The sequence below is a fragment of the Stutzerimonas kirkiae genome, assembly GCF_004327335.1.
GTDB lineage: Bacteria > Pseudomonadota > Gammaproteobacteria > Pseudomonadales > Pseudomonadaceae > Stutzerimonas > Stutzerimonas kirkiae.
Genome location: NZ_QJUO01000076.1, coordinates 1 through 934 on the forward strand (window position 1 = coordinate 1; position 934 = coordinate 934).

A 934-nucleotide genomic window follows, 5' to 3' on the forward strand; every position below is an offset into this window, starting at 1 on the left:
CCAGCCGTTCGCTGTAGCGAATCGACAGATATTGCGAGCCCCTGTCGCTGTGATGAACCAGCCGGTGAGGCTCAGGACGACGGGCGTGAAGCGCCTGCTCGAGCGCATCCAGAACAAACTCCGTGCGCATGTGCCGACTGACGCGCCAGCCGACGATGAACCGCGAATAGACATCCACGATGAACGCGACGTAGGCAAATCCCTGCCAGGTTGAAACGAACGTGAAATCTGCGACCCAGAGTTGATTGGGACGCTCGGCGGTGAACTGGCGCTTCACCAGATCTCTGGGATTGGCATTGCCTGGATCGGCTTGCGTGGTCTTCACCGTCTTGCCTCGTGCCGCACCGCATAGCCCCATCTCACGCATCAATCGCTCCACTGTGCAGCGCGCCACGCCCTGGCGTTCGCGATGCATCTGTCGCCAGACCTTCCTGGCCCCATAGACCTCGTAGTTTTCCTGCCAGACACGGCGGATCTGCACGGCAAGCATCTCGTCACGGATCGCTCGAACTGAGCGTCGTGAGTGATCGCGTAAACGTGCGGCATGGCGTCGGTAAGCCGATGGAGACACTTGCAGCACGCGGCACAGTGGCTCGACCCCAAAGGCTTTGCGGTGCTCGTCGATGAGCGACCAGATCACTTCAAACGGCGGTTGAGTTCCGCCTGGGCGAAAAAAGCGCTGGCGACCTTGAGGATCTCGTTGGCCCGCTTGAGCTCGCGAATCTCGCGTTCCAACTCTTTGATGCGAGGATCTGCCGAGGGGTTGGGGCTTGAGGGGGAAGAGGCCTTGCGAATCCAGTTGCTCAAGGTCTGAGCGGTGCAACCAATCTTGCTGGACACCGCCTCGATGGCTGCCCACTGGGAGTCGTGCGACTCCCGGACTTCGTAGACCATTCGCACGGCACGCTCGCGGACTTCAGGGGAAAACTTCGGT

General features: G+C 60.6%; 1 pseudogene and 1 other annotated feature. The pseudogene reads right to left on the bottom strand.

What is annotated here, in order from left to right:
• A pseudogene (locus tag DNJ95_RS19080) lies at positions 1–934 on the bottom strand (IS3 family transposase); the annotation flags it as partial.
• Positions 563–679: a sequence feature (AL1L pseudoknot), on the bottom strand. (Overlaps the previous pseudogene by 117 nt.)